The sequence below is a fragment of the Azospirillum brasilense genome, from assembly GCF_007827815.1.
In the GTDB taxonomy this organism is placed as follows: domain Bacteria; phylum Pseudomonadota; class Alphaproteobacteria; order Azospirillales; family Azospirillaceae; genus Azospirillum; species Azospirillum brasilense_C.
The window spans coordinates 208399-232519 of record NZ_VITH01000002.1; the positions used below are offsets into that span (position 1 = coordinate 208399).

Genomic DNA, 24121 nt, shown 5'->3' on the forward strand with positions numbered 1-24121 from the left:
TTCGCCGCATGGCCCGTTTCCGCTGCGAAGCGGGAAGGCCTTCAATGAGTGGTTGCGTATGGCAGGTACCCGGACCGCCTGAAGAAAGATTCGGGGAGGAAACGCATTTTTCCGGTATACTCCGGCCCGCGCAGTCTCAGGTTGACACCGTGTCCGCAGACCCACAATCCGAAGTTCCTCCGGCCCATCCGCCGGGCACCGCTCCGACGTCCTCGCTCCTGGCCGCCTTTCCCGGTCCGGCGCTCCGGCTCGATTCCAGCCACGCCGTCGCCGCCGCGAACGCCGCCGCGGAAGAGCTGCTGGCCGCCGGCGGGCGCTGGATCGCGGACATCCAGGGCTGGCTGGCGACCTGCAGCGTGGCGCCGGGCCTGCGCTCCCTTCCGGTGGAACTGCCGCGCGGCGTGATGATCGTCGAATGGGCGGCCACGCCGCTGCCCGACGGCGAGATCCTGCTGCTGGGACGCGACGCCACGCTGGAACGGCAACTCCGCCAGACGCTGATCGAGTCGCGCCGCCGCTACAAGGATTTGGTCGAGGTTTCGAGCGATTTTGCCTGGGAAACGGGCAGCGACGGGCGATTCGTCTTTGTCACACCCAAGGGCGCGCTGGGCTACAGCGCCGATGCGTTGATTGGTCGCAACCCCAAGGATCTGGCGGTGACCGAGTGGGGCGACCTGCCGTTGCCGTTCGACAGCCGCCGCCCCGTCGACCAGGCGGAGCTGTGGCTGAAGCGGGTGGACGAGCTGCCCGCCTGCTTCGTGGTCTCGGCGGTGCCGCTGTTCGGGCCGCAGGGCGAATGGATGGGCGCGCGCGGCGTCTGCCGCGAAACCACGGAGCAGGTGCTGCGCTCCGCCGAGCTGGCCCGGGTGCGCAACCGCGAGAAGATGCTCGCCCACATCGTCCACACGCTGCGCGACCAGCTCGACGCCCAGAAGGCGCTGCACGTCGCCGCGGTGGAGACCGCGCGCGCTCTGGGCGCCGACGGCTGCCGCATCTACCGCGCGACGGAGGCGGGCACCCTGCGTCCCGCCGCCGATTTCGCCGCGGAGGTGCCGGAGGAGCTGCTGTCCGATCTGTCGCGGCCGGTGCTGGAGGCGGTCGCCGCCGGCGAGGACACGCAGGAGCTGACCCTGGGGGCGAACCGGCTGCTGGCCGCCCGGACCGAGCACCGTCAGGCCATCAACGGCGCGGTGGTGGTCTGGCGCGGCGACGACTCCGATCCCTGGGACGAGGAGGACCGGATGCTGCTGTCCGGCGTGGCCGACCACATCGGCATCGCCCACGCGCATCTGGCCTATCAGGAGCGGCTGCGCCGCCTGTCGGAGCGCGACGGGCTGACCGGCCTGTTCAACCGCCGCACCTTCTTCGAGCGGCTGGAGGAGGTGCTCGGCCGTCCCGACACCGGGCCGTCCGCCCTGCTGTACGTGGACCTCGACAACTTCAAGGCGGTGAACGACCTGCATGGCCACCAGCAGGGCGACGCCGTGCTGAAGGCCATCGGCGGGCTGCTGACCAACGGCGTGCGGCCCGGCGACCTGCCGGGGCGGCTGGGCGGCGACGAGTTCGTCCTGTGGCTGGGCCGCACCGACGAGGCGCAGGCGGTGGCGGTGGCCGAGCGCCTGCTGGCCGGCATGGTCGCGCTGCGCCACCTGTCCGCCGCGCCGGACAAGCCGCTGGGCCTGTCCATCGGCATCGCCGTCCACCGGGTGGGGCGCGAGACGCTGCAGGAGCTGACCGACCGCGCCGACTCGGCGATGTACGACGCCAAGAAGCGCGGCAAGGGCCATTACGCCGTCGCCCCGCTCCCCGTGGAGGCCGGCGCCGTGGCGGAGGCGTCCCGATGAGCGCCTGCGGCGATCCCCAGATTCTCGATCCCGCCGACTACGAGGCCGCCAAGGAGATGGCGCGCAGCGCCGACCCGGCGGTGCGCCGCCGCGTCGCCGCATCGCCCCAGACCCGGCCGGAGCTGCTCTACTTCCTGGCCGCCGACACCGCGGCGGAGGTCCGTCAGGCCATCGCCACCAACGCCGGCACGCCGCGGCAGGCCGACCTGATGCTCGCCAAGGACCGGGAGGTCGCGGTGCGCGGCGCCCTGGCCCAGAAGGTCGCCCGGCTGCTGCCCGACCTGTCCGCCGACCAGGCGTCGCAGATCGAGCGGCTGACGCTGGAATGCCTGGAGGCGCTGGCCCGCGACCAGGCGACGGAGGTGCGCGGCATCCTGTCGGAGGCGCTGAAGGAACTGCCCGGCGCGCCGCACGGCGTCATCAACACGCTGGCCCGCGACGTGGAACTGTCGGTCTGCGCCCCGGTCCTGCAATTCTCGCCCATCCTGACCGACGAGGATCTGGCCGACATCATCATGCGCGGGCCGGTGGCCGGCGCGTTGTCGGCGATCGCCGGGCGCAAGCAGATCTCGGCCTCCGTCGCCGACGCCATCGCGCGGTCCGACGACGAGGCGGCGATGACCGCCCTGCTCGCCAACCCCTCGGCCCAGATCCGCGAGGAGACGCTGGACCGCATCCTCGACCAGGCGCCGCAGCACGAGCCCTGGCACGCCCCGCTGGTGCGTCGGCCGCGCCTGCCGGCCCGCGCGGTGGCGCGTCTGGCGAGCTTCGTCGCCGACAACCTGCTGAAGGTCCTGCGGGAGCGCACCGACCTCGACCCCGCCGCCGCCCACGCCCTGGCCGAGGGCGTGCGGGCGCGCGTCAACCGCGGAGCCGGGGGCAATGGCGCCGGAGCCGGTGTCGCCCGCGGCCTCGTCGATTTCGGGGAGGAGGAGCTTGGCCACGCGCCGGGCGACAAGGACAAGGCGGCCGAACGCCCGTCCGACAAGGCGGCCCGGCTGAATAAGGAAGGCAAGCTGACGGAGAAGCTGCTGGAGGGCGCTCTGGCGGAGGGCGACCGCGCCTTCGTCCTGGCCGGGTTGGGCGAGTTGGCGCAGCTTCCGATGCCGATCATCGACCGCATCATCGGCACCCACGCCCCGCGCGCCGTCACCTCGCTGGTGTGGCGCTGCGGCCTGTCGATGCGCTTCGCCCGGCAGATCCAATTGCGCATCGCCCAGATTCCGCCAAAAACCGCGCTTATGGCAAGGGAAGGCATCCTTTACCCGATGTCCGACGACGAGATGCGCTGGCAGCTCGCCTTCTTCGGAGTCGAGGAGAAGGCCTGACGCCGCGCCACCACACGGAACCGTTCATGCGCGCCCTGGCCCTGCTGCTGTTGTTCCTCGGTCTTTCCCTTCCCGTTTTCTCCCTTCCCGCTGCCGCCGCCCCGCCGCCCGCCGCCCCGGAGGAGCGGGAGGTCGCGGCGGTCTTCGAAAGCGCCCGCTCCGCCCTGGCGCAGAAGCGCGGCGCGGCGGTCGTCCCGCTGCTCTCCCGCGCCTCGGTCGACAAGCTGGAGCAGGTGCGCGGCGTCGCCCGCAGCGGCAACGACGCCGGCCTCGCCAAGCTGGAGCCGGCGGAGAAGTTCGCCGCCATGGGCCTGCGCCGCTACGTCAGCCCGGCCGACCTGCGCCGCATGTCGCTGGGCGAACTGGCCGATCACGGCATGAAGAACGGCTGGCTCGGCCCCAACGTCATCGGCAGCAGCGGGCTCGGCCCGGTGCGGGTGCGCGGCGACCGCGCCTCGGCCATCCTGATGGTCGACAACCGCCCGGCCCTGGTGCCCGCCGACTTCGTGCGCGAGGCCGGTGCCTGGAAGATCGACCTGACCGGCGTCTTCAGCTTCGGCAGCCAGATGCTGAAGGGCTTCGCCGCCATGTCGGGCAAGAGCGACGAGGCCTACATCGAGGACATGCTGCAGAAACTGCCCGCCAAGCCGGCGCTGATGCACCGCTGACCGGCCGGGTGAGCGCGGCGGTGCTAGCGCGGACAGGCGGGGGATGACGCGGTCCGCGTTACACCTCCTGAGACGGGGTGGGCCGTTGCGCGGAATCCGGAGATTGCGCTAGAGTCGCGCCACACGCACGACGCGTCGGTGTCCCTTATGACCGCTCCGGATGGCTATCCCTTCGCCGCGCTGACCGAAGCGGACGCCGGGTTCTTCCCGTCGGCCAGGAGCGTCGGCGTTCCGCCCGCCATCCCCTACCGGGTTCCCTGCGCCCCCGCTTTCGCGGAGGCGGCGGTGCGTCTGGCCGTCCGGCGTGGCACCGACCTGTCCGCGCTCGCCGCCGCGGCGCTGCTGCTGGCGCCCGAGCGGACGCCCGATCCCGGCACCCCGGACGATGGCGCGGAGCGGGCGGTGCTGGAGTTGCGGCTGCCGCCCGGCCACGGCGACGCGGCGATCCGCCGGGCTCTGGCGGCGGCGCTGGCGCTGGCCGAACCGGGTTGCCGGTTGATGCCCGCCGAGGAGGCGGGGCGGCTGGAGGGGGCGGTGGAGACCCTGACCTACCGCAACAAGGCGCTGGCCCACGCGCTGGAGCGGGTGTCCTTCCGCCCGCTCGACGGCAAGCTGACCCAGGTGCGCGACGCCGCGCAGATGTTCGGCTTCGTCAACGAGTGGTGCTTCGACGAGGACCGGGTGGTGAAGCGCTTCCGCGAGCTGGCCCCGGTCTATCACCCGGACACCGGGGTGGTCGCCTGCCGCGACCGCATGGCCCAGCTGATCGACGCGCGCAATCTGTTGATCAACCATGTCCGAACCGCCTACCGCTCCGGCCCCTGGACTCGGCGTTCCTGAGGGCGGCGGCCCTAAATCCGCGAACGGATCAGGTCCCGGTCATCTCCTCGATCCCGATGGCCTCGGTCAGGCTGGTGCCGTCCAGCACCGTGCCGTCGAGGTCCGCGCCGGTCAGGTCGGTGCCGGTCAGGTCGGCTTCGCTCAGGTTGGCGCCGCGCAGGTCCGCCCCGGCGAGGTTGGCCCCGGACAGGTTCACCTTGCGCAGGTCGGCGTCCTTCAGGACGGCCATGCCCAGGCGGGCGCGCTGCAGGTTGGCCCGCCAGACGTGGCTGCTCGACCCCTGGATGTGAACGGGGCCGAGCTGGGCCTCGGTCAGGTTGGCGCCGGTCAGGGTCGCCCGCTCGAAATTGACGCCGCGCAGATCGGCCTTGGTGAAGTTCACCTTGCGCAGGTCCGACAGCGACAGGTCGGCGATGGCCAGCGAGGTCCCCATCATCGAGGCCCCGCGCAGCGTGATGCATTGCAGGATGCCGGCCGACAGGTTGATGCCGTCGAGATTGCGCCCCGACAGGTCGAGCGAGGAGAGGTCGGCGCGCTTGCCGTCCTTGCCGCCGCTGTCGATCCAGGAGAGGTGCAGGGTCAGGATGTTGCGCAGGTCGTCGTCCGGATTCTCCAGAACCTTCGCCATCACCGCGGCCGACAGGTTGGGCGAGCGGAGCTGGGCCGCGTCGAGGATGGCGCCGATCAGGTTGGCGTTGGTGAAATTGGCGCGCCCGATGGCGCAGTTGGTCATCACCGCGCCGGACAGCCGGGCGCCGGACAGGTTGGCCTCCGACAGATCGGCGTCGGTCAGGTCACAGCCCGTCAGGTTGGAGTTCGTCAGGTTCGCGCGCATGAACTTGGTGCCGCGCAGGATCGCGTCGGTCAGGTCGGTCTGCATCACGAAGGCGTTCGCCACCTTGGCCCGCGACAGGTCGGCGCCGCGGATGACCGCCGCCGTCAGCTCCGACGTCAGGACGGAATCCTCGAAATTGTGCGCCATCATCTCCCCCGAGGGGGTGTAGTGCAGCAGCGTGCCGTCGCGCAGGTCCACCTCCACCAGCATGGCTTCCGACAGCACGGCGCCGCGCAGGCAGGCGCCGCGCAGGTCGGCGCGGCGCAGGTCGGCCTTCTCCAGGTTGGCCAGCCGCAGGTCGGCGGCGTAGAGGTTCGCGTTGGTCAGGTTGGCCCGGGTCAGCCGCGCGCTGAACAGCTTCGCCCCGGACAGGTCGGCGTCGGACAGGTCGATGCCGGACAGGTCCAGATGCGACAGGTCGCGCATCTTCAGGTTCGCGCGCACACCGCCCGGCTGGCTTTTCCGGAAAGCCTGATGGCGGAGCAGGATCGTGTTCAGCTGACTCTGCGTCAGCTTCGTGCGCGGCGTGTTCGTTCCGAAGCCTTGCGCGGGGGGCATCAGGGAAATCCCGGGTTGGAGTCGCGGCACACTTTAAAGGGGAGCCGCGAAGAAAAAGTTAACGATCGGTAACGCTTTATTCAAGTGCGCCTCGAATGCGTTCTATCGCGGGCGCTGCCCCGGGGCCGCAAAGCCCTTTGTTGTGTATGGAAATAGTGACCTTTTGCGCGCCGTTGCGCAAGAGGCTCCCGCGCGATGCGCCGGCTCTGGATGGTTGACTCCACCCCCGGCGATGCGTATGGTCCGCCGACCTGCATCCGTCGAGCCATCGACCGGGTACCATCGGCCTGTGTGCCGGGGACCTCCGCCAGTCCGCGAGTTTCGCGCACTGGCTCGTTTGTGCTTGAGCCGATCGCGTTCGAGCGGATGGAGACCGAAACTGAGGACCGCTGACCCATGTTCGATGGCCTGACCGGACGCCTGGGCGACATCTTCGACAAGCTGCGCCGCCGCGGCGCGCTGAGCGAGGAGGACGTCAACGCCGCGCTGCGCGAGGTGCGCGTGGCGCTGCTGGAGGCCGACGTCGCCCTGCCGGTGGTCAAGCAGTTCGTCAACCAGGTCAAGGAGCGGGCGATCGGCCAGGAGGTCCTGCGCTCGATCACCCCCGGCCAGCAGGTCATCAAGATCGTCCACGACAACCTCGTGGAGATGCTGGGGCAGGGCGAGGAGATCAACCTCAACGCCGCCGCCCCGGTGCCGATCCTGATGGTCGGCCTGCAGGGTTCGGGCAAGACCACCAGCACCGCCAAGATCGCGCTGCGCCTGAAGAACCGGGACCGCAAGAAGGTCCTGATGGCCTCGCTGGACGTGCGCCGCCCGGCGGCGCAGGAGCAGCTGAAGGTCCTGGGCGAGCAGACCGGCGTCGCCACGCTGCCGATCGTTCCCGGCCAGGATCCCGTCGCCATCGCGCGCCGCGCCATCGAGACCGGCCGCCGCGAAGGCTACGACGTGGTCATGCTCGACACCGCCGGCCGCCTGTCCATCGACGAGGAGTTGATGGCCGAGGTCGCGGCCGTGCGCGACGCGACCAAGCCGGCGGAGACGCTGCTGGTCGCCGACGCCATGACCGGCCAGGACGCGGTGACGGTCGCCACCAACTTCAACGACAAGGTCGGCATCACCGGCATCCTGCTGACCCGCGTGGACGGCGACGCCCGCGGCGGTGCCGCCCTGTCGATGCGCCAGATCACCGGCAAGCCGATCAAGCTGCTGGGCATGGGCGAGAAGATCGACGCCCTGGAGGCCTTCCACCCCGACCGCATCGCCGGCCGCATCCTCGGCATGGGCGACGTCGTGTCGCTGGTCGAGAAGGCCGCCGAGAGCATCGACAAGGAAGAGGCCGAGAAGCTCGCCCGCAAGATGGAGAAGGGCCAGGGCTTCGACCTCGACGACATGGCCTCCCAGCTCAAGCAGCTGCGCAAGATGGGCGGCATGTCCGGCCTGATGGGCATGCTGCCGGGCATCGGCAAGATCAAGAACCAGCTCAAGGACGCGAACATCGACGACGGGATGATCAAGCGCCAGGAGGCGATCATCTCCTCGATGACGAAGAAGGAGCGCAAGCACCCCGAGCTCATCAAGGCGTCGCGCCGCAAGCGCATCGCCGCCGGCTCCGGCACCAGCGTGCAGGAGGTGAACAAGCTGCTCAAGCAGTACGACACCATGCGCGGCATGATGAAGCAGGTGCAGAAGCTGGGGCAGAAGGGGCTGATGCGCCACGGGCTGCAGAGCCTCCTGCCGAAGAATTTCCGGGGACCGACCTGATCCCCGGCGACCGCAACGCGCGATGAGCGCGATCACCTTCAACCGCCTATCAAGCGACTACACCAAGGAAGCGACTCTCCCATGTCCCTGAAGATCCGTCTCGCCCGTGGCGGCGCCAAGAAGCGCCCGTTCTACTCGATCGTCGTTGCCGACGCCCGCAGCCCGCGCGACGGCCGCTTCATCGAGAAGATCGGCACCTACAACCCGATGCTGCCGCGCGAGCACGAGCAGCGCATCGTCCTGGACGCCGAGCGCGCCAAGCATTGGCTGTCGGTCGGCGGCCAGCCGACGGACCGCGTCGCCCTGTTCCTGGCGAACGCCGGCCTGATCGCCAAGCCGGAAATCCGCGAGACCCCGAAGAAGTCCGCCCCGAAGGCCAAGGCGCAGGAGCGTCTGAAGGCCGAGGCCGCCGCCAAGGCCGCCGCCGAGGGCTGATAAGGATCGGCGTCGGCCCCCTCCCTCCCGCTTTGCGGGTCCCTCCCTCCCCCGCCTTTGGCGGTGGAGGGCTGAGATTCCCTCCCTCGCCGAAGGCGGGGGAGGGGTAGGGAGGGGGCAGGGACGCCCCGCAACGCACACGCTCAAGCCATGTCCACAAAAGTCTGCGTCGGCCAATTCGCCGGGGCGCACGGCGTCCGCGGCCTCGTGAAGGTGAAAAGCTTCACCGAGGACGCGGCGGCCGTGGCGTCCTACGGCCCCCTCTCGGACGAGCGGGGCGCCCGGCGCTTCGCGCTGACGCTCCAGGGCACCATGAAGGATCTGTTCCTGGTCCGCGTCGATGGCATCGCCACGCGCGAACAGGCGCAGGAGCTGACCGGTGTCCGGCTTTATGTGGACCGTTCCGCCCTGCCCGAGACGGAGGACGAGGACGAGTTCTACCACGCCGACCTGATCGGGCTGCGTGCGGAACTCGCCGACGGCACCGTCTGGGGCACGGTGAAGGCGCTGTACGACTTCGGAGCCGGTGACGTGCTGGAGATCCGCACCGAATCGGGGCCGCTGGAGATGCTGCCCTTCACCCGCGCCTGCGTTCCGGTGGTCGATGTGAAGGGAGGCCGCGTCGTGGTCGATCTTCCCGCCGTCATCGAAGCGCGCGAAGGCGAGGCGGAAAAGGACGGAGAGGACGCGCCGGAGGGCGCGGATGCCGCTGAAGACGACGTTGAAAACAAGGGAACCCGCCCGTGAATCACGGCGCTTCCGGTTCCCTTGTCTGGACGGCCAAGGTTCTGACGCTGTTCCCGGAGATGTTTCCGGGTCCGCTGGGGCTCAGCCTCGCGGGAAAGGCGCTGGAAAATGGAGTCTGGGCGTTGGAATCAGTGGACATTCGCTCGTTCGCGCGCGATAAACACCGCTCCGTCGACGACACCCCCTTCGGCGGAGGGGCCGGCATGGTCATGCGGCCCGACGTGCTGGACGCGGCTCTGACCGCGACGGCGGGTCCTCCGGGCATTCCTGGACGCGGACGGGCGATCTACCTGTCGCCTCGCGGACGGGTGCTCGACCAGGAGCTGGTCAAGGAGCTGGCGGCCACCCCGGTGGTCACCTTGCTCTGCGGCCGGTACGAAGGGGTGGATGAGCGGGTGCTGGACGCACACGGCCTTGAGGAGGTCAGCCTCGGGGATTTCGTGCTGTCCGGCGGCGAGACCGCCGCCCTGTGCCTGATCGACGCCGTGGTGCGCTTGCTCCCCGGTGTCATGGGCAATGTGGAGACGGCGGGCGAGGAAAGTTTCGAACGGGGGTTGCTCGAATACCCCCACTACACCCGGCCCGCGGTCTGGACCGACGGGCAGGGTGTGGAACGGTCGGTTCCGGACATCCTGTTGTCCGGCCACCACGAGAAGGTTCGCGCCTGGCGGCTCGCCGAGGCGGAGCGGATCACGCAGGCCCGGCGACCGGATCTGTGGGACCGCTACGAGGCGGGCAGGAAGGCCGAGGGTCAGATTGGAAAACGGGGTCGCCGGCGCGGCCCGAAACCAGAGTGACGGTCCGCCGCGAGGCGCACCGATGGAAAGGGGTAGTGTCATGAACCTGTTGCAGCAGCTCGAGCAGGAGCAGATCGAGAAGGCCCTCGGCGGCAAGACCATTCCCGTGTTCTCGCCGGGCGACACCGTCCGCGTGAACGTGAAAGTGGTCGAGGGCACGCGCGAGCGCGTCCAGGCTTACGAGGGCGTCGTGATCGCCCGCCGGAACGCCGGCGTGAACTCGTCCTTCACCGTCCGCAAGATCAGCTACGGCGAGGGTGTGGAGCGCGTGTTCCCGCTCTACTCCCCGCGTCTGGAGTCGATCGAGCTGGTCCGCAAGGGCGCCGTCCGCCGCGCCAAGCTGTACTATCTGCGCGACCGCCGCGGCAAGTCGGCCCGTATCGCCGAGCGCACGACCGGCCGCGGCATGAACAACACGAAGGCCGCCGCGGAGTAATCCGGCGCCCTTTCGTTCGGTACGCCTGAACCAGCACCCGCCCGGAGCGATCCGGGCGGGTGTTTGGCGTTGGGGCGGTGATGGCGGGGACGTGGTTGCGCCGATGCCCCCCTCCCGACCTCCCCCCGCTTTCGCAGGGGGAGAAGAAAAGCCCTCCCCTGCGAAGCGGGGGAGGGTTGGGTGGGGGCCCACGTCGACCACTACCCGAGCAACTCTTCTACCGCGCGCGCACCGTCACCAGGATGCCCGCGCCGATCAGCGCCACCGCGACCAGCACGCCGACGGTCAGCGGCTCACCCATGAAGACCGCGCTCAGCAAAAGGGCGGTGATGGGGACGAGGCAGATGATCTGCCCGGCCTGGGCCGCCGGCATGGCGGTCAGCGACTTCGCCCACCACCAGAAGCACAGCCCCGTCGCGATCACCCAGTTGAAGGCCAGGACGGTCCCCAGCGCGGGTGTCCAGTGGATCGGCCGGGCGTGCTCCGCCGCCAGGGCCAGCGGCGCGGTCGCCACGGCGCTGGCGGCGATCTGCCAGAAGGTCTGAGTCCAGAAGGGTGTGCGCCAGCCGCCGCGCCGGCGGCGGTAGAGGGTGGCGCCGAGCGCCCAGCTCAGCGCGCAGGCCAGCAGCAGCCCGTTGCCCAGCAGCACCGCCGGGTCGCTCCAATCGACCAGCGCCGGGTTGAAGAAGATGAGAACGCCCGCGAAGGTGAGCAGCGCGCCGATCACCCGCCCTCGCGTGAAGCGCTCCCCGGCCAGCAGCACGCCCAGCGGCAGCGCCCACATCTGCATGGTGTAGGCCAGCACCGCGGCCCGTCCCGGCGGCACCACCCGCAGGCCGATGGAGCTGAGGTCCAGCATGCCGGCGATCTGCAGCAGCCCGACCAGGGCGAGCGGCCAGCGTTCGCCGCGCTGCGGGAGAAGGGGGAAGCGCAGCACCCGCGACAGCAGGGCCAGCACCGCCGCCGCCCCCGTGAAGCGCAGAAGACAGAAGGTCAGCGGCCCGATGTCGGACAGCGCCAGCTTCATCAGGGGCCAGTTGGCGCCCCAGAACAGCACAATTCCCGCAAGCTGCGCGTAGACCACGGCGCCCGGACCGCCCACGGGTCCCTGGCCGGCCGTGGTGCGTGGCATGGCCTGATCCGCCATAAGTCCTCCCGCCCCGAATTTTGCCGCATCCTACGGCGCGGGTGGGGGCGGGAGGTCTGCGTTCCCGGTGCGGCAGCCCCGCGGGAGGGCCGGCGTTACGGCGCGCCGCTGGTGGAGAAGCCGGTGAAGACCTGGATGCCGAACCAGCCGCCGATGGCGAACAGCACCAGAAGGATCATGGTGGTGGCGATGGCGATGTTGGTCTGGCGGATGCGCCGGCAGTTCGGGCAGCCGGGAAGCTCGGCGGGATAAGGCCGTTCGCAGCGTTCACAGCGGACAGTGGGGTCCGTCACGGGATGACCCTTCATCGAATGGGGCAATGGAGTTCGGTGGGCGGACGCTACCATAAGGAGCGCCTTCCCCGCCAGCCGATGGGCGGCGCGGGGGAGCGGCGATTTTTCGCTGCGGGATGAGGGGTGTTTTCCACAGGCTCGGCCTTGTCCTGGTTGAAAGAGACGGCTATTGTGCGGCCCTCTTACCGCACGCTTCGTTCGTCCGGTCTGTGGTTTGCGAGAGAGAATTGCCGCGAGAGAGAGTTGCTATGTCCAAGCCGCGCACCCTGTTCGACAAGATTTGGGACAGCCACGTCGTCCACCGTCAGGACGACGGCACCTGCATCCTCTACATCGACCGCCATCTGGTCCATGAAGTGACCAGCCCGCAGGCGTTCGAGGGGCTGCGGCTTGCCGGCCGTCCGGTGCGCCGTCCGGAAGCGACCCTCGCCGTTCCCGACCACAACGTCCCGACCACCGACCGCTCCAAGGGCATCACCGAGGAGGAGAGCCGCATCCAGGTCGAGACGCTGGACAAGAACGCGCGCGACTTCGGCGTCCGCTACTTCCCGATGGACGACGTCCGCCAGGGCATCGTGCACATCGTCGGTCCGGAGCAGGGCTTCACGCTGCCCGGCGCCACCATCGTCTGCGGCGACAGCCACACGGCGACTCATGGTGCCTTTGGCGCCTTGGCCTTCGGCATCGGCACGTCGGAGGTGGAGCATGTGCTGGCCACCCAGACCCTGCTGCAGAAGCCGGCCAAGAACATGCTGGTCCGCGTCGACGGCGAGCTGCCGGCCGGGGTGACCGCCAAGGACATCGTGCTGGCGATCATCGGCCGGATCGGCACCGCCGGCGGCACCGGCCACGTCATCGAGTTCGCCGGCGACGCCATCCGCGGCCTGTCGATGGAAGGCCGCATGACCGTCTGCAACATGGCCATCGAGGGCGGCGCCCGCGCCGGCCTGATCGCCCCGGACGAGAAGACCTTTGCGTATGTGATGGGCCGCGCCCTGGCCCCGAAGGCCGGCGCCTGGGAACAGGCGGTGGAGTACTGGAAGACCCTGCCGTCAGACGAGGGCGCGGTCTACGACACCACCGTCGTTCTGAACGCCGCCGACATCGTTCCGCAGGTCACCTGGGGCACCAGCCCGGAGGACGTGCTGCCGATCACCGCGACCGTGCCGAACCCGGCCGACGTGGCCGACGCCGGCAAGCGCGCCGCCGTCGAGCGCTCGCTGGCCTACATGGGGCTGGAGCCCGGCCAGAAGCTGACCGACGTGAAGGTGGACACCGTCTTCATCGGCTCCTGCACCAACGGTCGCATCGAGGATCTGCGCGCCGCCGCGGTGATCGCCCAGGGCCGCAAGGTCGCCGAGGGCGTGCGCGCCCTGGTCGTTCCGGGCTCGGGCCTCGTCAAGGAGCAGGCGGAGGAAGAGGGTCTGGACAAGATCTTCACCGAAGCCGGTTTCGAGTGGCGTGAGCCGGGCTGTTCCATGTGCCTCGCCATGAACGCCGACCGCCTGTCGCCGGGCGAGCGCAGCGCCTCGACCTCCAACCGCAACTTCGAGGGCCGCCAGGGCCGCGGCGGGCGCACCCACTTGCTCAGCCCGGCCATGGCCGCCGCGGCGGCGGTGACCGGGCATCTGACCGACGTGCGCAGCCTCTAAGCGCTCGCGGTCCGCTGGTACGCCCGGAGCGGGGATGGCCTTTCAGCCGTCCCCGCTTCGTCGTTTTTAGGGGCATCCTCCGCTGTCGCGCGCCGAACGCCTCATCGACCTGATCCAGTGCCTGCGGCGCCATCGCCGGCCGGTCAGCGGGCATGTCCTCGCCGACGAACTCGGCGTCAGCCTGCGCACGATCTACCGCGACATCGCCACCCTCCAGGCGCAGGGCGCCCGCATCGACGGCGAGCCGGGCGTCGGCTATCTCCTCCAACCCGGTTTCCTGCTGCCGCCGCTGATGTTCGCGGAGGAGGAGATCGAGGCGCTCGCGCTGGGCATCCGCTGGGTGGCCGACCGGGCGGACGGCGCGCTGGGGGCGGCGGCGCAGAACGCGCTCGCCAAGATCGCGGCGGTGCTGCCGCCGGACCTCCGCGACCGCATGGACGCCTCGGCGCTGCTCGTCGGGCCGGGGGAGCCGATCATCGGGGACGGCGTCGACCTCGCCGTCGTCCGGCGGGCCATCCGCGGGGAGCGCAAGCTGTCCATCGCCTACCGCGACCGCGACGGGGCTGCCAGCGAGCGCGTCGTCTGGCCCTTCGCGCTCGGCTTCTTCGACCGGCTGCGCGTCCTGGTCGCGTGGTGCGAGCTGCGCGGGGCGATCCGCCATTTCCGCGCCGACCGCATCGTCTCCGTGACGGCGCTGGAGGCCCGCTACCCGCGGCGGCGGCAGGCGCTGCTGAAGGAATGGCGCGAGGCCGAGGGCATCCCGGCGCGGTGAGCGCGTCCGCGCACGACTGCTGACAGAAACTGTCAGTGTGGTGCCTTAGCTTGGTCTTCACCGGACGGGATCGCCCGCACCGGAGACCAGCGAGGAAGCAGCCCATGTTCAGCGCCAACACCATCCTCCTCTATGTGGACAGCCCGACCGCCAGCGCCGCCTTCTACGCCGACCTGACCGGTAAGCCGCCGGTCGAGGCGTCGCCCACCTTCGCCATGTTCGCCCTGGACTCCGGCGTCATGCTGGGGCTGTGGTCGCGCCACACAGTGGAGCCGGCGGCTTCCGTCGGGCCGCTCGGCGGCAGCGGCGAGATCGGCTTCCGGGTGGCCGGTGCCGAGGCGGTGCAAGCCCTTCACGACGACTGGGTGCGGCGCGGCCTGACCATCGCCCAGCCGCCGACCGCCATGGATTTCGGCCACACCTTCGTCGCGCTGGACCCGGACGGGCACCGCCTGCGCGTCTTCGCCCCGACCGAAGCGTGAGGTCCGCCATGGATCGGACCACCGCCAGCCGCAGCTGGATCGCCGTCGCCTCCGCCGAGCATGTCCGGCGGGGGCGGGCGGAGGGCTTCATGCAGGTCTGCCACGGCAAGGCGGCGCCGCTGCGTCGCATCCGCCCGGGGGACCGCGTCGCCTACTACTCGCCGACCGAGCGCTTCCAGGGGAAGGACCGCCTGCAGTCCTTCACCGCCGTGGGGATCGTGCGGGACGGCACGCCTTACCCGTTCGACATGGGCGGGGGCTTCGTTCCCTTCCGCCGCGACGTGCGGTGGCTGGACGGGCGGGAGACGCCGATCCAGCCCCTGCTCGACCGGCTGGACTTCTCCGCCGGGGTGCGGAACTGGGGCTATCCGTTCCGCTTCGGGCTGTTCACGGTGACCGACCGCGACCTGGACACCATCGCCGCCGCCATGGGGGCGGTCCTGTGCTGACCGGCTTGCGGTGTGGGGGCTTCAATCCCCCCGCCCACGGCTTCGGCCCATCAGCCCGTCCGGGCGGTAGATCAGGAAGAGGGTGAGCAGGCCAAAGGCCACGATGTCCTTGTAGGCGATGGCGAAATAGGCCGACCAGAAGGTCTCGACCAGCCCCAGCAGGGCGCCGCCCAGCATGGCGCCGGGGACCGACCCGATGCCGCCGACCACCGCGGCGGCCAGCGCCTTGAAGCCGATCAGATAGCCCGTGTAGAAATTGACCCCGCCGTAATAGAGCGCGATCACCGCCCCCGCCGCCGCCGCCAGTGCGCCGCCCACCGCGAAGGTGGTGGCGACGGTGCGGTCCACGTCCACCCCGACCAGCTCCGCCGCCCCCACATCGTCGGCGCAGGCGCGGTGGGCGCGGCCGTAGGCGGTGCGCTGCATGATCGCCCACAGCAGGGCGTAGAGCCCCCCGGTCATCAGCAGGATGACCGCCTGCGAGGTCAGGGCGGTGACGGTGAAGGCGCCGTCGCTGAGCAGCTCGTGCCGGTTGGCCAGGAACTGGGCGGGCCACCAGTCGCGGGCACCGTGCAGAAGCCGCATCCCCTCCTGATAGGCGATGGACAGGCCGACGGCGGCGATCAGCGGCGTGTGGTTGTGGGCGCGGCGCAGGCGGCGGAACACCAGCCGGTCCATGGTCCAGCCCTGGACGGCGGTGAAGGCCATCACCGTGGCGAAAACGCCCAACACCGCCAACGGCATCCCGCCCAGCCCAGCCATGCCCAGCGCCGCCGCCCCCATGGCGGTCAGCATGGCGCCGATCATCGTCAACTCGCCCATGGCGAGGTTGATCTGCCCGAGGATGCCGTAGACCAGCGTGTAGCCCAGCGCCAGCAGCCCGTAGACGCAGGCCACCGTGGCCGCGTTGATGAGCTGTTGCAGGAAGAACAGCAGCGGCGCCCAGTCCGTCCGCGGTTGCGGTTCCGGTCCGCTCGACTCCGGCGGCAGGCCGAGGCGGGCGGCGGGCAGGCCGGCCCAGATGCGCAGCATGGTGAATTGCATGGGCCGCAGCCGCCCCATGCGGTCGGTCGCCACCGCCACCAGCTCGTGCCGGCGCGAGTCGAAGAAGCGTCCGCCGAAGCGGCAGGCGATCCAGTGGGTGCCCGTTTCTGCGCCGCCGTTGTCCGCCCGGTAGGTCAGGCGCAGCGCCGGCTCGTCGCCGCCCAGCGCCTCCGTGTCCAGGATGGTGACGGGGCCGGAGTCGAAGGCCGGGATCAGCTTGCCGCACAGCGCGGCCTGATCGCCGTCCACGCCGCAGCCGGTCAGCAGCAGGGCGGCCATCAGCAGAAGGAACGGCGGGAACAGGCGCGGCGGACAGCGGTGCACGGCGGAGGGAACCCGGCCGGTTGTGCTTCGCCGGAGAGTCTATCGGCAATTGGCGACGAGCGCCAGACGCCGCCTTATGGGCGTCAGTAGCGGGCGTTGACGAAATACAGCCCATCGGGCGGGGCGGTCGGCCCGGCGGCGGAGCGGTTGCGGGCCTCCAGCGCGCGGCGGAGATCGTCGGCGCTCCATTTGCCGGCCCCGACCAACTCCAGCGTGCCCACCATGTTGCGCACCTGATGGTGCAGGAAGGAACGGGCGGCGGCGTGCACCCGGACCTCGTCGCCGACCCGCTCGACGGCCAGCCGCTCCAGCGTCTTGACCGGGGAATTGGCCTGGCAGAGCGCGGCGCGGAAGCTGGTGAAATCGTGCTGGCCCACCAGGACTTGAGCGGCCGTGTGCATCGCCTCGGCGTCCAGCGGCCGCATGACGTGCCAGGCGCGGCCCGTTTCCAGGGCGAGCGGGGCGCGGCGGTTGACGATGCGGAAGACGTAGCTGCGCCCCAGGCAGGTCATGCGCGCGTGGAAGTCCTCCGGCACCGCCTCGGCCAGCAGGACGGCCACGGGGGCGGGCCTCAGGTGGAAGTTCAGCGCGTCGCGCAGCTTCAGCCCGGTGAAGGGCTTTTCCAGATCGAAATGGCAGACCTGTCCCAGAGCGTGCACCCCGGCGTCCGTCCGTCCGGAGGTGTGGACGCGCACGGTTTCGCCGGACAGGCGCTCGATGGCATCCTCCAGGGTCTGCTGGACGGAGGGGCCGTTGTCCTGCCGCTGCCAGCCGACGAAGGGCCGGCCGTCATATTCGAGGGTCAGTTTCCAGCGCTGCATGCGGCGTCGCCGAGACGGGTGCCGACGGGCAGGGCGCCGTGCAGGCCGCGCAGGAAGTCCGCACCGCTCACGGGCGCCTTGCCCGGTCGCTGGACGATCAGAAGGCGGATAGCCCCGAAGTGATCTTCGCAGGCAATGGTCAGGTAATCATCCAGCAGTGTTCCGGTCGGCCTTCCATGAGGAATATCCTCAACTTCGGCCGCCAGCACCTTGATGCGCTCGACTCTGTTCGCAATCGGCACGTCGAACCAGCAACCGGGCCAAGGCGTCAGTGCGCGCACCTGCTTGTCAATATACGGAGCGCCTTTACTCCAGTCGAGCCGGCCGTCCTCGCGCGTCAGCTTGGCGGCGTAGGTCACGCCCGCCTCGGGCTGCGGCACGGCGGTCAGGCGGCCGGCGGCGAGGCCGTCGAGCGCCTCGACGATCAGGCGGGCGCCCATGTCGGCCAGCGCGTCGTGCAGGCTGCTGGCGGTGGTCTCGGCGGTGATCGGCACCGCGTCCTTCAGCAGCATGGCGCCGGTGTCCAGCCCGATGTCCATCTGCATGATGGTGATGCCGGTCTCGGCGTCGCCGGCGAGGATCGCGCGCTGGATCGGGGCGGCGCCGCGCCAGCGCGGCAGCAGGGAGCCGTGCACGTTCAGGCAGCCCAGCCGCGGCGCGTCGAGGATCGGCTGCGGCAGGATCAGCCCGTAGGCGGCGACCACCGCGGCGTCGGCCTTCAACTCGGCGAACTCGGCCTGGGCCTCGGCGTTGCGCAGCGACTTGGGCGTGCGCACGGGGATGCCGCGCTCCTCGGCGAAGCGGTGGACCGGGGATTTCTGGACCTGCTGCCCGCGCCCGGCGGGGCGGGGCGGCTGGCTGTAGACGCAGACCACCTCGTGCCCGGCATCGGCCAGGGCGCGCAGGCTGGGCACGGCGAAATCCGGCGTGCCCATGAAAACGAGGCGGAGCGGCGTCATGAAGAGTCGTCCAACGTCAGAAGGTTAGGCGTCAGAAGGTTAGGCGCGCTGCATCTTCTGGACTTTGCGCAGGATCATGTTGCGCTTCAGCATCGACAGGTAGTCGACGAACAGCACGCCGTTCAGATGGTCGATCTCGTGCTGGATGCAGGTGGCCAGCATGCCGTCGGCCTCGATCTCGCGGGTCTCGTTGGTCTCGTCCAGATAGCGGACGCGGACCGAGGACGGGCGGGTGACCTCGGCGTACTGGTCGGGCACCGACAGGCAACCCTCCTCGCACACCGACGTCTCGTCCGACTTCCAGACGATTTCCGGGTTGGCGAGGCGGATGGGGTTCGGCTTCTCGTCCTTGTCGTGCACGTCCACGACGATCACCCGCTCCAGGACGCCGATCTGCGGCGCGGCGAGGCCGATGCCCTTCGCGGCGTACATGGTCTCGACCATGTCGTCCATCAGCTTGGCGATGCGGGCGTCGACCTTATCGACGGGCTTCGCCTTCTGCTTCAGGACGGGGTGCGGGGCGACGAGGATATCGAGAACGGCCATGGGAACTCAGCAACGGTGCGTGGAGGTGCGACAATCCGTCAAAATATGAGGGGCGGGCCACGAGGTCAAGGAAGGCGCAAGGCACAACCCGGGGCGACCCGCCGATCCGGTCATGACGGCCGCTCCTCAGAGGGGCGAGCGGGTGATCGACTTGATGGGGCCGCGGGGATTGCCGGACATCTCGGCGATCTTGCGGTCCTGCTCCTCGATGAAGCCGCGGGCCGGCTCGTCGCCGTCCAGGCCGCCGACCAGCGTACCGGGGACCTTGCGGTTGGAGGTGCGGGCGCCGTCTTCGTACAGCACGTCGAACAGCACGAAGGCGCTGTCCACCGGCTGCTTCTTCTTGGTCTTGGCCATGGGGGGAACTCCGAACGTCAGGGGGGTGCTTGTAGAGGAAAAGCGCGCAACGGAAAAGGGCACCGGTTTCCCGGTGCCCCCTCCGATGCCGTGCCGTGAGACGTGGCTCAGACGGCCTTCAGGTTCTCCGCCGAGGTCTTGCCGCGCTTCGGATCGCGCTGCTCCTCGTAGGACACCTTCTGGCCTTCATTCAGGCTGCGCAGGCCCGCACGCTCGACCGCGGAGATGTGGACGAAGACGTCCGCGCCACCGTTGTCCGGCTGAATGAAGCCATAACCCTTGGTGCTGTTGAACCACTTGACGGTACCGACGGGCATGATTGCTCTCCGATTAGTATGAAAGGCGCCGCATCGGCCGGTGCGGCGCATCAGACTGTGTCCAGGCATAGCGACGATCTGGGCACCCGAAGGCGTAGCAGGCCGGCAGTCCGAAGCAGAATGACAGGAGGGAAATTGGGACCGCTCCTCTCCTTTGCAAGGCGAAACAAGACGGGCAAATCTGGGTTGCAGACTTCGGCCCTACGCTCTGGCCGCCGCGCGCAGTTCCGCCGCCCTCAATTCTGTTGCTCTCAATTCCGCTGCCCGGGGCTCGGCCGCACGAAGTTCCGGCGCCTGGAGCGGGCGCGGGGCGTGGTCCAGCGGTTCCAGCAGGGGAATCTCCTCGGCGCTGTCCGGGGTGGCGTGCAGGTCGCGAAAGCGGCGGGCGGTGACCAGCACGCGGGATTCCAGGCTGCCGACCGCCCCGTTGTAGCTGCCCACGGCCTTTTCGAGCTGCCCGCCCAGCCGTTCCATATGGCCGCCCAGATCGTGCAGCCGCTTGTAGAGTTCGGCGCCCAGCGCACTGATTTCGCGGGCGCTGTCGGTCAGCCGTTCCTGCCGCCAGCCGTAGGCGACGGCGCGCAGCAGCGCGATCAGCGTCGTCGGGGTGGCGAGGATCACCCGGTGGTCGATGCCGGCCTCGATCAGCGCCGGGTCGTGCTCCAGCGCCGCGGAGAAGAAGTTCTCGCCGGGCAGGAACAGCACGACGAATTCCGGGGAATCCGCGAACTGGTCCCAATAGGCCTTGGTGCCGAGCTGCTTCATATGCTCCCGCACATGGCGGGCGTGGCGCGACAACCCGTCGCGGCGGGCGCCGTCGTCGGCCGCCTGCACGCCGTCGAGATAGCCCTCCAGCGGCGTCTTGGCGTCCACCACGATGGTCTTGCCGCCGGGCAGCTTGACCACGAGGTCGGGGCGCAGCCGGCCGCCGGCGGCCTCCACGCTCATCTGCTCCACGAAGTCGCAATGGTCCAGCATGCCGGCCATCTCGCAGACCCGGCGGAGCTGGATCTCGCCCCAACGCCCGCGCGCCACCGGGCTGCGCAGGGCGCGGACGAGGTTGCCGGTCTCCGTGCGGAGCTGGGACTGGGTCTCCACCAGCGACAGCACCTGCTGCTTCAGCCCCTCGTAGGCGCCGGCGCGGCTGCGCTCCATCTCCTGGATCTGGCCGTCCATGCGCTCCAGCGACTGGCGCACCGGGGCGACGATGTCGGCTATGGCGGTCTGCCGCTTCTCCAGGTCGCCGCGCGCCTGCTCCTGGAAGGTCGTCAGCGTCTCCTTGGCGAGGTCGAGGAAGCTCTGGTTGTTCGAGCGCAGAGCCTCCGCCGAGAGGGCCTTGAAGCTGTCGGACAGGGTGGCCTGCGCGCGCTCCAGAAGGGCCAGCTTCTCCGCCGCCGACGCGCGCTCGCGGGCCAGCGTGGTGGAAAGCTCCGCCTGCCGTTCGCGGGCGGCGGACAGCTCGCCGGTCAGCCGGGCGATCTGGTGGTCGCGGGCCTCGACCTCCTCCCGCAGGTCGCCCTCGATTCGCTCGGCGACGTCGAGCCGGGTGACCAGTTCGGCGTGGATGGCGGCGGCCTCCGCCTCGGCGCGTGCGGCGTAGAGGCGCACGATCATGCCCGCCAGGATCGCCCCGAGAAGGGCGCCGGCAAGGCCGCCGAGAAGCACCGACTGTGCATCGAACGCGAACTGCATGAAATTCCCCGGAGATCGCTGCGAACGCCGAGACTACAGGAACGAATCAGGAAAGAGAACGGGCAATGAACAAAGAAGAACCCATCGGCGGTTCCGTTCCACTCGCGATTCGGGTCGGCGATGCGGGCTTGCCCGTCGTCCCCGTCTGCGCCATATCCGACGGATGCCCGACGATCCCTCCTCCCATTCCGGCTCTTCCCAAGGTCCCCTCAAGGGCCCCCGCGTCCGCACCATCCCGCCCGGCGAGGACCGCGAGCGGCTGACCTGTCCGGACTGCGGCTACATCGCCTACCAGAACCCGCTGATCGTCGTCGGGTCGGTGGCGACCTGGGAGGACCGCATCCTGCTGTGCCGCCGCGCCATCGAACCGCGCAAGGGCTACTGGACGCTGCCCGCCGGCTTCATGGAGGAGCGGGAAAGCACCATGGAGGGCGCCGCCCGCGAGGCGTGGGAGGAGGCGCGGGCCAGGATCACCATCGATTCGCTGCTGGCCGTCTACGACATCCCGCGCATCAGCCAGGTGCAGATGATCTTCCGCGCCCGCCTGCTGTCGCCGGACGTGTCGGCCGGGCCGGAAAGCCAGGAGGTCGGGCTGTTCCGCTGGGAGGAGATCCCCTGGGACGATCTCGCCTTCCCGACCGTCCAGTGGGCTTTGCGCGAACACCGGTCGCGGCTGGGCCGCCAGGACTTCGCCCCGGCGGTGAACCCCACGCCGGACGTGCTGGCGCAGTGGGAGCGGATGCTCTAACTCCGATCACTCCACCCCGTTATTCCACGGTGGGCGCGGCGGGGAACTTCGCCACGAGTTCCGCCGTGCCCTGCTCGCGCTTCACGGTCAGCGGCAGCCATGTGCCGGGGGCCTGACGCTGCACCACCGCCGTCAGGTCGGTGGCTTCGCGGACCGGAGAGCCCGCAGCGGCGACCACAAGGTCGCCCGCCGTCAGGCCGGCGGCGGCGGCGACGCTGCCCTCGGTGACGGAGCGCACGCGCACACCCTCCGGTCCCGGCTCCAGCATCACGCCCAGCCGGGGGCGGGGCGTCTCGGCCGGCGCCTCGCTCTCGCCAAGCCCGTAAACCGCATCGGCGATCCGCCCGTCCAGCTCGGCGCAGGGCCGGTCCTCGTCCCAGGGCAGCAGGACGACGCTGTTCCGGACGCCGAGGTCGGCCAGCTGATGGGGGACACCGTCGCGGCCTTCGATGTGCCCTTGGCCGAGGATGGCGACGACGGTGCGGTTGGTCTGGCGGTGGGTCTCGGCGATCCGCTCGGCCATGGCGCGGTCCCAGACGGATTGCGCCTCGACGAAGCGCTCGAAACTGCCGGAGCGGCGCTCGGTCGGGCCGTGGGCGGCCATCACCTGGCGCAGCCGCTCGGTGTAGGAGGCGGGGGGAGGGGCCGGGTCGCCCACGCCCTCCCGCTCGCCGGCGGGGACGGCGGCCCAGCCCTCGCGCGCGGTGCGGCTGACCAGCCCGCGGTCGATGTTGAGCGCGACCACCGGCAGCCGGTTCATCCGGGCGAAATGCAGGATCGGCAGGTAGAAGCGCGCGTCGTAGCCCCAGACCTTCGGCCAGTTGGTCTCGCGCAGCAGCTCCGCCTCGGTCAGCTGCCCGGCGCTCCAGCGGTCGAGGACCGGCTGGACGCTGCGTGGGAACATCTCCATGCCGACCGCCAGATCGGGGTTCAGCGCGTGCAGCGCCGCAAGGCTGTGAAGCTGCCAGCGGTGGTGGTCGGCGTCGTCGTGCCGCTCTCCCAGCAGCACGGCGGGCGATGCCGCGGCGCGGCGCAGCAGGTCGGCGGCGTTCAGCGGGCGCGCGGCGGCGTCGGCCCAGCCGCCGGGCGGCACGCAGGCATCGGTTCGGGCGGCGGCCTGCGCCGCAGCCGTGTCGCCCAGGCCGGCCAGCAGGCCGCCGGAGAGCAGAAGGGCAGCCATCAAACGGGGGAGCACGTCGGCGGCCCTCCTGGATATCGTGAAACGGTTGGACTCAGGCTGAAGGTTGGGCGGTGGAGCGCGCCCGTCAACGGTGGAGGGTCTGACCGGCAACGGCCGCGCTGGCGCGGTGCGACGAAGCGGGCTATCGTGGACATCATGCCGCACCGTAAAACCGTCATTCTGACCGGCGCGAGCCGGGGCATCGGCCACGCCACCGTGCAGCGCTTCAGCGCCGAGGGCTGGCGGGTCATTTCCTGTTCCCGCGAGGAGGTGCCGGACCATTGCCGGCGCGATCCGAACTGGACCCACCACATCCCGACGGACCTGTCCGATCCGGACAGCCGCGCCCGCTTCCTGGAGGAAGCCAACCGGGCGCTGGATGGAGCGCCGCTGCACGCGTTGATCAACAACGCCGGCATCTCGCCCAAGACGCCGATCAAGGAGCGACTCGGCTGCCTGAACGGGGCCATCGAAGGCTGGCACCGGGTGTTCGAGCTGAACTTCTTCGCCCCGCTGGTGCTGGCGCGCGGCTTCGCGGCGCCGCTGTCGCGGGCGAAGGGGGCGATCGTCAACGTGACCTCGATCGCCGGCCATTCGGTGCACCCCTTCGCCGGGTCGGCCTATTCGACGTCCAAGGCGGCGCTGTCCGGCCTGACCCGCGAGATGGCGGTGGAGTTCGCCGAGATCGGCGTGCGCGTCAACGCCGTGGCGCCGGGCGAGATCGAGACCGCCATGACCGGGCCGGAATACGACGTGCTGATCCCGCGCATCCCGCTGAAGCGCATGGGGACGCCGGAGGATGTGGCGGCGGTGGTCTTCTACCTGTGCGGCCCCGACTCGGGCTACGTCACCGGAACGGAGATGTTCATCACCGGCGGGCAGCATTTGTATTGATGCGGGTGGTCGCCCGTTGGGGGTAAGACTCTGGGCGCACAAGATTTACGCGGATTTCGCGGATTTAAAGCACGGATCACACGGATTTTTTCTGATGCTTGCTCGGCAATGGCTTTTTGAGAGGCTTCTGCTGAGCAAGATCAAAGAAAAATCCGTGTAATCCGTGGAAAGATCCGTGTAATCCGTGAAGTC

General features: G+C 70.0%; 26 protein-coding genes and 1 pseudogene. 16 read left to right on the plus strand and 11 right to left on the minus strand.

Annotated features, from left to right (window positions below):
- Nucleotides 1-149 precede the first annotated feature (149 nt).
- The 4 genes from FBZ83_RS04905 to FBZ83_RS04920 all read left to right on the plus strand — a co-directional run bounded on the left by FBZ83_RS04905 (nt 150) and on the right by FBZ83_RS04920 (nt 4680).
- Complete coding sequence (locus FBZ83_RS04905; protein ID WP_145681340.1) at nt 150-1844, plus strand: sensor domain-containing diguanylate cyclase; 1695 nt, start codon at nt 150-152, stop codon at nt 1842-1844.
- Entirely contained in the window at nt 1841-3172 is a 1332-nt protein-coding gene (locus tag FBZ83_RS04910; RefSeq protein ID WP_145681341.1) for a DUF2336 domain-containing protein, read from the plus strand. The genes FBZ83_RS04905 and FBZ83_RS04910 overlap by 4 nt, the downstream gene beginning before the upstream one ends.
- Nucleotides 3173-3198: 26 nt before the next feature.
- On the plus strand, nt 3199-3840 hold the full coding sequence (locus FBZ83_RS04915) for a hypothetical protein (protein ID WP_145681342.1): 642 nt from the start codon (nt 3199-3201) through the stop codon (nt 3838-3840).
- Between the two features lie 147 nt (nt 3841-3987).
- On the plus strand, nt 3988-4680 hold the full coding sequence (locus FBZ83_RS04920) for a hypothetical protein (protein WP_145681343.1): 693 nt from the start codon (nt 3988-3990) through the stop codon (nt 4678-4680).
- A gap of 28 nt (nt 4681-4708) precedes the next feature.
- Here the strand turns inward: FBZ83_RS04920 and FBZ83_RS04925 are convergent, their stop codons facing one another.
- Nucleotides 4709-6073 carry a pentapeptide repeat-containing protein gene (locus tag FBZ83_RS04925; RefSeq protein WP_145681344.1) on the minus strand — a complete coding sequence of 455 codons (1365 nt, stop codon included), beginning with the start codon at nt 6071-6073 and terminating at the stop codon, nt 4709-4711.
- A 396-nt stretch (nt 6074-6469) separates the two neighbouring features.
- Here FBZ83_RS04925 and ffh point away from each other — a divergent pair, with 396 nt between their 5' ends.
- The 5 genes from ffh (at nt 6470) to rplS (ending at nt 10252) form a co-directional block, all read left to right on the plus strand.
- Nucleotides 6470-7837: a signal recognition particle protein gene (gene ffh, locus FBZ83_RS04930; protein ID WP_145681345.1), complete on the plus strand. Its 1368-nt coding sequence runs from the start codon at nt 6470-6472 to the stop codon at nt 7835-7837.
- An 81-nt stretch (nt 7838-7918) separates the two neighbouring features.
- Nucleotides 7919-8272, plus strand: coding sequence for a 30S ribosomal protein S16 (gene rpsP / locus FBZ83_RS04935; RefSeq protein ID WP_014239325.1), 354 nt, complete (start codon nt 7919-7921; stop codon nt 8270-8272).
- A 150-nt stretch (nt 8273-8422) separates the two neighbouring features.
- Nucleotides 8423-9019 carry a ribosome maturation factor RimM gene (gene rimM / locus FBZ83_RS04940; protein ID WP_145681346.1) on the plus strand — a complete coding sequence of 199 codons (597 nt, stop codon included), beginning with the start codon at nt 8423-8425 and terminating at the stop codon, nt 9017-9019.
- Complete coding sequence (trmD, locus tag FBZ83_RS04945; RefSeq protein ID WP_145681347.1) at nt 9016-9816, plus strand: tRNA (guanosine(37)-N1)-methyltransferase TrmD; 801 nt, start codon at nt 9016-9018, stop codon at nt 9814-9816. The genes rimM and trmD overlap by 4 nt, the downstream gene beginning before the upstream one ends.
- A 40-nt stretch (nt 9817-9856) precedes the next feature.
- Complete coding sequence (gene rplS / locus FBZ83_RS04950; protein WP_014239328.1) at nt 9857-10252, plus strand: 50S ribosomal protein L19; 396 nt, start codon at nt 9857-9859, stop codon at nt 10250-10252.
- Nucleotides 10253-10469: 217 nt separating this feature from the next.
- Here the strand turns inward: rplS and FBZ83_RS04955 are convergent, their stop codons facing one another.
- Both FBZ83_RS04955 and FBZ83_RS04960 read right to left on the minus strand, forming a co-directional pair.
- On the minus strand, nt 10470-11384 hold the full coding sequence (locus FBZ83_RS04955) for a DMT family transporter (protein ID WP_186465978.1): 915 nt from the start codon (nt 11382-11384) through the stop codon (nt 10470-10472).
- 110 nt (nt 11385-11494) lie between these two features.
- Nucleotides 11495-11692, minus strand: coding sequence for a hypothetical protein (locus FBZ83_RS04960; RefSeq protein ID WP_145681349.1), 198 nt, complete (start codon nt 11690-11692; stop codon nt 11495-11497).
- Between the two features lie 248 nt (nt 11693-11940).
- On the opposite strand from FBZ83_RS04960, the gene leuC reads away from it, so the two are divergent.
- The 5 genes and pseudogenes from leuC (at nt 11941) to FBZ83_RS04980 (ending at nt 15047) form a co-directional block, all read left to right on the plus strand.
- Nucleotides 11941-13344, plus strand: a complete 1404-nt coding sequence (leuC, locus tag FBZ83_RS04965) for a 3-isopropylmalate dehydratase large subunit (RefSeq protein ID WP_145681350.1) — start codon at nt 11941-11943, stop codon at nt 13342-13344.
- 109 nt (nt 13345-13453) lie between these two features.
- Nucleotides 13454-13591, plus strand: a pseudogene (locus FBZ83_RS32265) (helix-turn-helix domain-containing protein); the annotation flags it as partial.
- A gap of 45 nt (nt 13592-13636) precedes the next feature.
- The gene (locus FBZ83_RS04970) at nt 13637-14116 is read left to right on the plus strand and encodes a helix-turn-helix transcriptional regulator (RefSeq protein ID WP_247888149.1); all 480 of its coding nucleotides are present in this window, start codon (nt 13637-13639) and stop codon (nt 14114-14116) included.
- 104 nt (nt 14117-14220) lie between these two features.
- Entirely contained in the window at nt 14221-14598 is a 378-nt protein-coding gene (locus FBZ83_RS04975; protein ID WP_145681352.1) for a VOC family protein, read from the plus strand.
- 8 nt (nt 14599-14606) lie between these two features.
- Nucleotides 14607-15047, plus strand: a complete 441-nt coding sequence (locus FBZ83_RS04980) for an EVE domain-containing protein (protein ID WP_145681353.1) — start codon at nt 14607-14609, stop codon at nt 15045-15047.
- A gap of 21 nt (nt 15048-15068) precedes the next feature.
- Here FBZ83_RS04980 and FBZ83_RS04985 read toward each other — a convergent pair whose 3' ends face one another.
- The 7 genes from FBZ83_RS04985 to rmuC all read right to left on the minus strand — a co-directional run bounded on the left by FBZ83_RS04985 (nt 15069) and on the right by rmuC (nt 21107).
- Nucleotides 15069-16415 (minus strand): branched-chain amino acid ABC transporter permease, encoded by a 1347-nt coding sequence (locus FBZ83_RS04985; RefSeq protein WP_145681354.1) that lies wholly within the window; start codon nt 16413-16415, stop codon nt 15069-15071.
- Nucleotides 16416-16498: 83 nt separating this feature from the next.
- On the minus strand, nt 16499-17236 hold the full coding sequence (gene truA / locus FBZ83_RS04990; protein WP_145681355.1) for a tRNA pseudouridine(38-40) synthase TruA: 738 nt from the start codon (nt 17234-17236) through the stop codon (nt 16499-16501).
- Nucleotides 17218-18195 carry a methionyl-tRNA formyltransferase gene (gene fmt / locus FBZ83_RS04995; RefSeq protein ID WP_145681356.1) on the minus strand — a complete coding sequence of 326 codons (978 nt, stop codon included), beginning with the start codon at nt 18193-18195 and terminating at the stop codon, nt 17218-17220. The genes truA and fmt overlap by 19 nt, the downstream gene beginning before the upstream one ends.
- Nucleotides 18196-18234: 39 nt before the next feature.
- Nucleotides 18235-18741, minus strand: a complete 507-nt coding sequence (gene def, locus FBZ83_RS05000) for a peptide deformylase (RefSeq protein ID WP_145681357.1) — start codon at nt 18739-18741, stop codon at nt 18235-18237.
- A gap of 126 nt (nt 18742-18867) precedes the next feature.
- Nucleotides 18868-19098, minus strand: a complete 231-nt coding sequence (locus FBZ83_RS05005) for a hypothetical protein (protein WP_014239339.1) — start codon at nt 19096-19098, stop codon at nt 18868-18870.
- A gap of 107 nt (nt 19099-19205) precedes the next feature.
- The gene (locus FBZ83_RS05010; protein WP_014239340.1) at nt 19206-19415 is read right to left on the minus strand and encodes a cold-shock protein; all 210 of its coding nucleotides are present in this window, start codon (nt 19413-19415) and stop codon (nt 19206-19208) included.
- Nucleotides 19416-19616: 201 nt separating this feature from the next.
- Nucleotides 19617-21107 carry a DNA recombination protein RmuC gene (rmuC, locus tag FBZ83_RS05015; protein ID WP_145681358.1) on the minus strand — a complete coding sequence of 497 codons (1491 nt, stop codon included), beginning with the start codon at nt 21105-21107 and terminating at the stop codon, nt 19617-19619.
- Between the two features lie 163 nt (nt 21108-21270).
- On the opposite strand from rmuC, the gene FBZ83_RS05020 reads away from it, so the two are divergent.
- Entirely contained in the window at nt 21271-21855 is a 585-nt protein-coding gene (locus tag FBZ83_RS05020) for an NUDIX hydrolase (protein ID WP_145681359.1), read from the plus strand.
- Nucleotides 21856-21874: 19 nt separating this feature from the next.
- Here the strand turns inward: FBZ83_RS05020 and FBZ83_RS05025 are convergent, their stop codons facing one another.
- Complete coding sequence (locus tag FBZ83_RS05025; RefSeq protein WP_145681360.1) at nt 21875-23050, minus strand: ChaN family lipoprotein; 1176 nt, start codon at nt 23048-23050, stop codon at nt 21875-21877.
- 141 nt (nt 23051-23191) lie between these two features.
- Here FBZ83_RS05025 and FBZ83_RS05030 point away from each other — a divergent pair, with 141 nt between their 5' ends.
- Entirely contained in the window at nt 23192-23929 is a 738-nt protein-coding gene (locus FBZ83_RS05030) for an SDR family NAD(P)-dependent oxidoreductase (protein WP_145674790.1), read from the plus strand.
- Nucleotides 23930-24121: the final 192 nt, after the last annotated feature.